This window comes from Paraburkholderia sp., assembly GCF_035656215.1.
Lineage (GTDB): Bacteria > Pseudomonadota > Gammaproteobacteria > Burkholderiales > Burkholderiaceae > Paraburkholderia.
On sequence record NZ_DASRSY010000084.1, the window covers coordinates 1 to 9276 of the forward strand.

The window sequence follows — 9276 nt, forward strand, 5'->3', positions numbered from 1 at the left end:
CTGTAGGAATTTGGGGATCAGACGCTTCACTCGGATTACCGTTCTGCTTGACGAAGGCAGCATCGTATCAAGATGGGGGCGCCTGGGCGGCGGGTTGTGGTTTGTTTGGGTCACCGCCGTAGGCATGCAGACAAACAACCGCCGAACAGGCCAAAACTCAACCCCACTATAATGTCGGCAATTCTGACAAGAGGTGCTTCATGATCATCAAACCGCGCGTGCGTGGCTTCATCTGTGTATCGACCCATCCGACCGGCTGCGAAGCCAACGTCAAGGAACAAATCGAATACGTCAAGGCACGCGGTCCCATTGCCAATGGCCCGAAGAAGGTGCTCGTGATCGGCGCCTCCACCGGCTACGGCCTCGCCGCGCGCATCAGCGCCGCGTTCGGCGCCGACGCCGCCACGCTCGGCGTGTTCTTCGAGCGCGCCGGCAGCGACACCAAAGCCGGTACCGCAGGCTGGTACAACACCGCCGCCTTCGAGAAATTCGCCACCGAAAAGGGCCTGTACGCGACCAGCATCAACGGCGACGCCTTCTCCGACGAAGTGAAGCAACGCACCATCGAGGTCATCAAGCGCGATCTCGGTCAGGTCGACCTGGTTGTCTACAGTCTCGCCGCGCCCAAGCGCACGCATCCGAAGACCGGCGAAGTGTTCAGCTCGACCCTGAAGCCGGTCGGCAAGGCCGTCAATCTGCGCGGCATCGACACCGACAAGGAAGTTGTCAAGGAAACCGTCCTCGAACCCGCCACGCAAGCCGAAATCGACAACACCGTCGCGGTGATGGGCGGCGAAGACTGGCAAATGTGGATCGACGCCCTCCTCGACGCCGGCGTGCTCGCCGATGGCGCGAAGACGACCGCATTCACCTATCTTGGCGAAAAAATCACGCACGACATCTACTGGAACGGCTCGATCGGCGCGGCCAAGAAAGATCTCGACCAGAAGGTGCTCGGTATCCGCGAAAAACTCGCGGCCAAAGGCGGCGATGCACGCGTCTCGGTGCTCAAGGCGGTCGTGACGCAAGCAAGCTCCGCGATTCCCATGATGCCGCTATACCTGTCGCTGCTCTTCAAGGTCATGAAGGAAAAAGGCACGCACGAGGGCTGTATCGAGCAGGTCTACGGTCTCTACAAAGACAGCATGTACGGCGCGACGCCGCACATCGATGAAGAAGGCCGTCTGCGCGCGGACTACAAGGAACTCGATCCCGAAGTGCAAGCCCGCGTCCAGGCACTCTGGACCCAGGTGACCAACGACAATATCTACGAGCTCACTGACTTCAGCGGCTACAAGACCGACTTCCTGCGACTCTTCGGGTTCGAGATCGCCGGCGTGGACTATGAAGCTGACGTCAATCCGGACGTGCAGATCCCCAATCTCGTGCAGATCTGATGTTTGATTGCGGGGCCTTCGCGGCCCCGCCCGTTGTCTGTTTTCATTCTCCAGAGGGCCGGGATCACGGCCCACACCCTCCCGCGCTGCGCAACCATCGGGTTGAAGATGGGCGAGCCCGCATGGGCCATCAACCATCCCCGGCCACGCGGCATCACACATATCGTTCAAATCGTTCGCTGCCCGGAGGACGATGCGCCGTTCGTTTCCGAGTCGTTCGGCGGCTCGGCTGCGCCGGGGATCAGTCTTACGCCGCTGGCGGAGTGGCTTGCTCGCTCGCAGCCGCACATTCTCGCGAACGAAGTGTGGGTGGTGGACGCGTTCCGGATGGCGTCATAGCCGAAGTCATCAAGCGTTTTGATCCGTGTTGTGAACGAAGCGGCGCGTTGCAGCAGGACCGCTATCGGTCTGTGCGGTAGGCCACACATCGATCCATACAACCGGTGTAGCGTCGGCCGACGGACCGCAGCCACATCGTCCAAAAGCCAGTCGTTGCCAACAACGCGGAGACACTCGATGAAATTCCTGCTCATACTTGCCGTCACGATGCTGACCGCTTTTGCGGCGGTGGCGCAAACCACCGGTTCAACGGCATTTCCCGACGATGCCGCAGCAGCATCGGCCTCCGACATTCAGCAGCGACTAGCCGGCAAGACCTTCAACATCAAACTCGCTGACGGGAGCCTTTGGCACGTCCAATACAGCACAGATGGCGCATTCGACTTCAGCACCAACAAAGGTTTCACGGACAAGGGCGAATGGAAAGCGGAAGACGGCAAGGTGTGCAGCAAAGGCCACAAGATCGGCAGTTCCTGCAACGAAATTCGCACGAAAGGCGACGCGATCTTTCTGAAGCGCGATAACGGCGAGGTGGTGGAATTCGTCGAGCAGCATTGAACTGCGTTGAACTGCCGGAGCGCCGGACCGCCGGACTGCCGGCGCGGGTCACAAGACAGCGTCGGTCAGCCGTCGCCCTGGTGCTTTCGGATCAGCAGGGAAACGCCCCCTGAAGCGTGCGCAAAATAGCGAGGCCGATTGGAAAATCGTCTGAAAGGCCCGGATGATTGGTGAAAAACTGATCGAGCAACGGATAGACGTTCTGATTGCCGATAGCGAGGTTTTGCGGCGGGCAAAACAGCGGCGGCCGCTTCTTCGACACCAGATCTCCGTTCGCCCACCCCAGCGCATTGATTGTGCCGGTGATGTAAGCCGCGTAGACCGAGTTGTTGTCGGTATGGGCCCAGAGTTTGTATTGCGAGGCCGTCATTTCGGCGCTTGCATTGAGCGTAAAACAGGCCATAAGCAAAGCCAGTGCAAATTTCGATACCCGCATCTTCGAACCTTCAATCTGTGTCGCAAAAGCGGCCATTGTAGGTGAGTCGGGTCGTGGTGCGCAGAAGCGTTCAGCGCTCAGGATTCCGTAAGCTTTTCGCGAGTATTTTTGTAAGCCCTCGCGAGCGAATAAACGGCGTGACGCCAGCGTCGCCGACGCGACTGGATAGCACCACGAACGCGCTGTTCAAGGTGTGCCGTTGCGGCAGTACTCGATGTAGCCCGGGCGCGTGGCAAGGCGCGCCATGTAGGCCGTCAGCGCTGGAAAATCGGCGTGCTGCAATGGTGTTTCGAGCCAGCGGTTGATCGAAAGCGCGATCGGAATATCCGCAAGTGAGAACGATGCCCCGGCGATGAAGGCCCCGGTTGTCTCAAGTTGTCTGTCGACGATTGCGATATGCCTTGCCCAGTTCGCGCACGACAGGTCGATCTGCTGACGGTCCTGATGAGCCGGCAAATGCCGGACCAACCCCAGAAACGCGTAGCTCCATGCCCGGTTGAGTTCGCTCGCCTGCCAGTCGATCCATTGATCGCATTTCGCACGTTCGCAAGGGTCGACGGGATAGAGAGACTTGCCGTCATAGCGGCCCGCCAGGTAACGGATGATCGAGTTGGATTCCCACAGCACGAACTCGCCGTCCCTGATTACCGGAACCATGGCGTTGGGGTTCAAGGCGACGAATTCGGGCACGTCGGTCGCCTTGAATCCGGCACCCCAGTCCTCCTGTTCAAACGGCAGGCCGAGTTCGGCACACGCCCACAGTACTTTGCGAACGTTGATGGATGATGCTTTGCCTAAAATCTGAAGCATGGGATTGTGGCCGCTCGTTCAGTCGCTATGGATAAATCGCCGGGGGCCGGCTCGAATCGTAGTGTATCGATGGCTCGCTGAAGCTGACAGATACACTTCGCGCCTCGCAAGCCGGCCATTTGATCAAATTCCCAAAATCAAAATTTCATGCGATGATTTGATCAAATCCCATCATGCAAAATCCCCGGCTTTCCGGAACCGGCAGCTCGTCGCGCAAGGTTTGCAGCAGCGCTTCGCGCCGTCTTCCTCAACCGACTGGAGTCAACCTTGCAAAGCGACCTACGTGCCGACCTGCGTGAATTCCTGGAGCATCACCGCATCCATGAAGTGGAATGCGTGATACCGGACATGACGGGCGTCGCGCGCGGCAAGATCGTACCGAAGAACCTGTTTCTCTCGGAAGGCAAGATGCACATGTCGAACGCGCTGCTAATGATCACCGTCAACGGCGAGTTCGCGAATTTCGAGCGCTTTGTCGGACCGAGCGATCCGGACATGGTCTGCATTCCCGATCCGAACACGGTACGGCTCGTCCCGTGGGCCATCGAACAGGTCGCGGTGGTGATCCACGATTGCGTCGGACTCGACGGCAAGCCGATCGGCATTTCGCCACGCGCGGTGTTGCGGCGCGTGCTGAAGCTCTACGAGGACAAAGGCTGGCGTCCCGTGGTCGCGCCGGAGATGGAGTTCTATCTGATCGCGCAAAACAAAAACCCGCATGAACCGCTGCGCCCGCCGCTCGGCCGCGCGGGGCGCCACGAAGCCGGCCGCCAGTCGTTCTCGATCGACGCCGTTAACGAATTCGATCCGTTCTTCCAGGAGCTGTCGCGTTTCTGCGAGACCACGCATCTCGGCGTCGAAACGCTCGTGCACGAAGTCGGCGCGGGACAAATGGAAATCAACTTTTCGCACGGCGACGCGCTCGATCTCGCCGACCGTGTGTTTCTGTTCAAGCGCGCGGTGCGCGAAACCGCCTTCCGTCACGGCATTTTCGCGACTTTCATGGCCAAGCCAATGGAGCACGAGCCCGGCAGCGCGATGCATATTCACCAGAGCATCGTCGATAGCAAAACCGGCGAGAACATCTTTTCGCTGCCCGACGGAACCACGAGCCCGCTGTTTTTTAACTATATCGGCGGCTTGCAGAAGTACATGCCGCAAGCCATGCCGATGTTCGCGCCCTACGTGAATTCCTACCGGCGTCTGTCGCGCTTCACCGCCGCGCCGATCAACGTGCGCTGGGGTTACGACAACCGCACCTGCGGCATCCGCGTGCCGAATTCCGGGCCGGACGGCCGGCGGCTTGAAAACCGTGTGCCGGGTGTCGATGTCAATCCGTATCTGGCGATGGCGGCCACCCTCGCCTGCGGTTATCTCGGCATGGTGGAGCAGCAGGAAGCGTCGGCGCCGATGATCGAAAGCGCCTACGACCTCGAATACGAACTGCCGCGCGGTCTCGAAGATGCGCTCAAGGCGCTCCTGAAGTGCACCGAACTCGCGGATGTGCTCGGCGACAACTTCGTGCAGGCCTATTGCGCGGTCAAGGAAACAGAGTTCGAAACTTTCTCGCAAGGCATTACCGCGTGGGAACGCGAGCATCTGCAACTGCTCGTCTGAGCGCGTGCGGATTATGAAAAAAACTTCGGAGAAGCTGGATTTGGATACCCGTCACGGCATCAACTGGACGCGTGCGCAGGCGCTTGTCGAACGCGAACGCAGCGCGTTTGCAGAGGCCATGCCGAAATCGCGCGCGCTATCCGAACGCGCCGCACGCCACCTGCTGTTCGGCGTGCCGCTGCACTGGATGAACGACTGGTCGACGCCCTTCTCGCTCTATGTCGATCAGGCGCGCGGCGCTTCGTTTACCGACGTGGACGGTCATCGCTACGCGGACTTCTGCCTCGGCGATACGGGCGCGATGTTCGGCCACTCGCCCGCTCCCGTGGCCCGCGCGCTGGCTACCCAGGCTGAGCGCGGGCTGACGACCATGCTGCCGGGCGAAGATGCCGCGTGGGTCGGCGAAGAACTCGCGCGCCGCTTCGGGCTGCCCTACTGGCAGTTCGCAATGACGGCGAGCGACGCCAACCGCTTTGCATTGCGCTGGGCACGCGCGGCGACCGGGCGCAAACAGATCGTGATCTTCAACGGCTGCTATCACGGCACCGTGGACGACGTGTTCGTCGATCTCGTCGATGGAAAACCCCAGCAGCGCGACAGCCTGATCGGCCAGGTGCACGACCTGCTCGAGACCACGCGCGTGATCGAATTCAACGACCTGGCCGCGCTGGAAAACGCGCTGAAAGACGGCGACGTCGCCTGCGTGCTGGCCGAACCCGCGATGACCAACATTGGCATGGTGCTGCCCGAACCGGACTACTGGCGGCAAGCACAGGCGTTGATGCGCCGCTACGGCACGCTGCTCGCCATCGACGAGACCCACACCATCAGCTGCGGGCCGGGTGGTTACTCGACGGCCCACGGCCTCGAACCCGATCTGTTCATTCTCGGCAAACCGGTGGGCGGCGGCTTCCCGTGCGCGGTGTACGGTTTCAGCGCCGAGTTGGCAGCCCGCGCGCAGCATGCCAAACGCAGCGCACCGCCCGGCCACTCCGGCATCGGCACCACCCTCACGGCGAACATGCTGGCGATGAGCGCGATCCGCGCGACGCTCGCCGAGGTGATGACGGATTCCGCCTACGCTCACATGTTCGCGCTCGCTGAGCGTATCGAGGCCGGCCTGAAGGGTGCGATCGCGCGTCATGCTCTCGCGTGGTGCGTGACGCGTGTCGGCGCCCGCACCGAATTCCAGTTCACGCCGACGCCGCCGCGCAACGGTGACGAAGCCGGCCGCCAGCTCGACCGGGAACTGGAACACATCGTGCACCTGTATCTGCTCAATCGCGGCGTGCTGATTACGCCGTTTCACAACATGATCCTGGTATGCCCCGACACGTCGGCGGCCGATGTCGACAAACTGGTTTCCACGTTCGACGCCTGTCTTGCCGAACTGACCTGAGCGGTTTCAGATCGAGGTTGATCGAACACGACGGGCGCTAGACTGTCGGCCTTTTTACAGCTTTATTTGCAGCCTTTTTTTGGCCTTCGCACCGAGCTTTATGAAAACTTCGCGCCATCACACGCTGCAGGACCAGACTTACGAAACGCTGCGGCAATGGCTGACGATCGGGCGCTTCGTGCCGGGCGAGCGGATCAAGATCCGGCACGTCGCCGCCGAACTCGGCGTGGGCGAGATGCCGGTGCGCTCCGCCTTGCAGCGCCTTGCGGCCGAATCGGCGCTGGTGAACGTGCCCAATTGCGGCGTGACGGTGCCGCGTCTGTCGAAAGAACAATTCGACGATGTACTGCGCGTACGGCTGATTCTCGAAGGCCAGGCCGCCGAACTGGGCGTGCCGCATCTAAGCGCGAGCGATCTGGAAACGCTGGAAAAACTGAATGAGGAGATGACGCGGGCCTTGCGGGCCCCTAACGCCAAGGGTTATCTCGATGTCAACGAGGCGTTCCATCTGATTCTGTACCGCGCGGCTGGCTCGCCGCTTCTGCTCGAGTTGATCGAAACGGTGTGGCTGCAGGTCGGGCCGATTTCGAATCTGTTGTTTGGCGACGCGCAGTTTGCCGGCACGCTCAACGATGCGCACGACGACTTGCTGAACGCCGCCATGGCGCGCGACGCAGCCGGCGTGCGACGCGCGATCGAGCACGATCTGAAACATGCGGCGAGTTGTTTGCGGGCGCAGTGTCTGTAGGGGCTGGGCCTGCATCACGCTTTCAGCGTTGCCTGTTCCAGAATCATGTCGTAAAGCGCCTGCGCCGCCGGTGAAAGCTGAGCGGTTTTGCGCGCCACAAGGACGAGCGTGCGCGAAACCACCGGATGCGTGAGCTCGACGGTGCGAACCGTCGGATACGCGCCCTTCTGAATGGCGAGGGCCGGCACGACGGCCGCGCCCACCCCTTGAGCAACCAATCCGACAGCGGTCGAACTGCGTTGCACCTCATAAAAGGAGCGCAGCGCCAGCTCACTCTTTTCCAGTGCGACATCGAGCAACGCACGATTGCCGCTGACCTCCCCGGCAAAGATCAGCGGATACGGCTGCAGTTGCCGCCAGGCGATGCGCCGCCGTCGTGCCAATGGATGATCTTCATGGCAAATCAGCACATAGCGGTCTTCCGTCAACGGCACGCTGGCGAGATCCGGATGATGCTCACCCGCGATATTGATGCCGAACTCCACCTCCCGGCGCAACACGGCCTCCTCGACCGCGGACGACGCGTGATCGAGAATCCTGATGCGGTTATGCGGATAGCGCGCGGCATACGCCTGCAGAATGCGCGGCAGATACTGCACGCCCACCGTCGGCACGCAGGCCATCGACACATCGCCACGACGGGCCTCGCCCGTCTCGCGAATCTCCATCAGCGCATCGGCAAGCTCACCCAACAAACGGCGCGCCTGCGGCAAAAAACTGCGCCCTATTTCGGTCAGCGCCATGGAACGCGTAGTCCGTTCGATCAGCGTGACGCCGAGAAACGTTTCGAGCTTGCGCAGACGTTGCGTAATGGCCGTTTGCGTGACGTGCAAAGAATCCGCCGCGCCTTGAAAGCTGCCCCGATCCGCAATCGCGACAAACGCCTGTACGCCCAGAGTGTCGATTTTCATTAGAAAAATGAAGGAATCGGAATGATAAATTCATTTTACTCCACCCCCTGACACCGCACAGAATAAGCGGATTAGCTCGGTTTGACACCGCACACTGGGCGCGGATGTCAGCGGACACCGGTCCAGCGGTCAAGACAAAGGAGCGTGACATGACTTCATCGACGAATTGGTATGCGAAGCAGTATGTGATGTTCGAAAACGAGCGCACCCGTCCGGTCAGGGATCTGCTGGCAGCGGTCCCGGCAACGGACGTGCGGGTGGCGGTGGACATCGGCTGCGGCCCAGGCAATTCCACCGAGGCACTGGCGGCCCGCCTGCCCGGCGCGGCGGTCAGCGGTCTGGACAGTTCCGCCGACATGATCGCGGCTGCCGCCAAGCGCCTGCCGCAATTCCAGTTCGAGGTGAGCGACATTGCGACGTGGGACGCCACGGGCCCTTACGACCTGATCCTCGCCAATGCCGTGCTGCAGTGGGTGCCGGATCACGAGCAGCTGTTTCCGTCGCTGGTGAAAAAACTCGCGCCGGGCGGCAACCTCGCCGTGCAAATGCCGGACAACCTCGACGAGCCCGCGCACCGTCTGCTGCGCGAAATCGCGGCGGACGGCCCCTGGACCAACAAACTCAAGGGCGTGGAGCGCACCATGCGCTACGGCGCCGACTGGTACTACGCGTTGCTCAAACCGCTGTGCGCGCGGGTCGACGTGTGGCGCACCGTCTACTACCACCCGCTCGCGGGCGGCGCGGAGGCGGTGGTCGAATGGTTCAAGGGCAGCGCGCTCAGGCCGTTCCTGAGCGTGCTCGACGACAGCGAGGAAGGCGCGTTCCTGGAACGCTACCGCGAAGCGATCGCGCGGGCTTATCCGGCCCTGGCTGACGGCACCGTGCTGTTGCCGTTTCCGCGCTTGTTTATCGTCGCTACGCGCTAGTGTCCCGAGTTAGAAATTCATTGCCTTATTTGCGTTGTGTACTAACCTGGGTTGCAGGGTTCGCAAATAAGCGAGGCAACGATGAGAGGAAGACCGAAGGCGCCACTGGTCTTGAGTGAAGCGGAACACGAACAG

Annotated in this window: 10 protein-coding genes; 7 read left to right on the forward strand and 3 right to left on the reverse strand. The window is 61.2% G+C overall.

Features of this window, described 5'->3' with window-relative positions:
- Positions 1–200 precede the first annotated feature (200 nt).
- From fabV to VFE81_RS04740, 3 genes are all read left to right on the forward strand, one after another.
- Entirely contained in the window at positions 201–1397 is a 1197-nt protein-coding gene (gene fabV / locus VFE81_RS04730; protein ID WP_325043488.1) for an enoyl-ACP reductase FabV, read from the forward strand.
- A 108-nt stretch (positions 1398–1505) separates the two neighbouring features.
- Entirely contained in the window at positions 1506–1736 is a 231-nt protein-coding gene (locus VFE81_RS04735) for a hypothetical protein (protein ID WP_325043489.1), read from the forward strand.
- A 177-nt stretch (positions 1737–1913) separates the two neighbouring features.
- Positions 1914–2294, forward strand: a complete 381-nt coding sequence (locus VFE81_RS04740) for a hypothetical protein (RefSeq protein ID WP_325043490.1) — start codon at positions 1914–1916, stop codon at positions 2292–2294.
- Between the two features lie 91 nt (positions 2295–2385).
- On the opposite strand, the gene VFE81_RS04745 is transcribed toward VFE81_RS04740, so the two are convergent.
- On the reverse strand, positions 2386–2697 hold the full coding sequence (locus VFE81_RS04745; protein WP_325043491.1) for a hypothetical protein: 312 nt from the start codon (positions 2695–2697) through the stop codon (positions 2386–2388).
- A gap of 219 nt (positions 2698–2916) precedes the next feature.
- Entirely contained in the window at positions 2917–3540 is a 624-nt protein-coding gene (locus VFE81_RS04750; protein WP_325043492.1) for a glutathione S-transferase family protein, read from the reverse strand.
- 267 nt (positions 3541–3807) lie between these two features.
- Between VFE81_RS04750 and VFE81_RS04755 the strand changes: the two genes are divergently transcribed.
- From VFE81_RS04755 to VFE81_RS04765, 3 genes are all read left to right on the forward strand, one after another.
- Complete coding sequence (locus VFE81_RS04755; RefSeq protein WP_325043493.1) at positions 3808–5157, forward strand: glutamine synthetase family protein; 1350 nt, start codon at positions 3808–3810, stop codon at positions 5155–5157.
- A gap of 40 nt (positions 5158–5197) precedes the next feature.
- Positions 5198–6556, forward strand: coding sequence for an aspartate aminotransferase family protein (locus tag VFE81_RS04760; protein WP_325043494.1), 1359 nt, complete (start codon positions 5198–5200; stop codon positions 6554–6556).
- A gap of 100 nt (positions 6557–6656) precedes the next feature.
- Positions 6657–7304, forward strand: a complete 648-nt coding sequence (locus VFE81_RS04765; RefSeq protein ID WP_325043495.1) for a GntR family transcriptional regulator — start codon at positions 6657–6659, stop codon at positions 7302–7304.
- A gap of 14 nt (positions 7305–7318) precedes the next feature.
- Here the strand turns inward: VFE81_RS04765 and VFE81_RS04770 are convergent, their stop codons facing one another.
- Positions 7319–8215, reverse strand: a complete 897-nt coding sequence (locus VFE81_RS04770) for a LysR family transcriptional regulator (RefSeq protein WP_325043496.1) — start codon at positions 8213–8215, stop codon at positions 7319–7321.
- 149 nt (positions 8216–8364) lie between these two features.
- Between VFE81_RS04770 and tam the strand changes: the two genes are divergently transcribed.
- On the forward strand, positions 8365–9141 hold the full coding sequence (gene tam, locus VFE81_RS04775) for a trans-aconitate 2-methyltransferase (RefSeq protein WP_325043497.1): 777 nt from the start codon (positions 8365–8367) through the stop codon (positions 9139–9141).
- Positions 9142–9276 lie beyond the last annotated feature (135 nt).

Bases quoted from the DNA above. Each gene is read 5' to 3' on its own strand.
- VFE81_RS04735 (WP_325043489.1), top strand. From the start codon at position 1,506: ATGGGCGAGCCCGCATGGGCCATCAACCATCCCCGGCCACGCGGCATC.
- VFE81_RS04740 (WP_325043490.1), top strand. From the start codon at position 1,914: ATGAAATTCCTGCTCATACTTGCCGTCACGATGCTGACCGCTTTTGCG.
- VFE81_RS04750 (WP_325043492.1), bottom strand. From the start codon at position 3,540: ATGCTTCAGATTTTAGGCAAAGCATCATCCATCAACGTTCGCAAAGTA.
- VFE81_RS04765 (WP_325043495.1), top strand. From the start codon at position 6,657: ATGAAAACTTCGCGCCATCACACGCTGCAGGACCAGACTTACGAAACG.
- fabV (WP_325043488.1), top strand. From the start codon at position 201: ATGATCATCAAACCGCGCGTGCGTGGCTTCATCTGTGTATCGACCCAT.
- VFE81_RS04745 (WP_325043491.1), bottom strand. From the start codon at position 2,697: ATGGCCTGTTTTACGCTCAATGCAAGCGCCGAAATGACGGCCTCGCAA.
- VFE81_RS04770 (WP_325043496.1), bottom strand. From the start codon at position 8,215: ATGAAAATCGACACTCTGGGCGTACAGGCGTTTGTCGCGATTGCGGAT.
- tam (WP_325043497.1), top strand. From the start codon at position 8,365: ATGACTTCATCGACGAATTGGTATGCGAAGCAGTATGTGATGTTCGAA.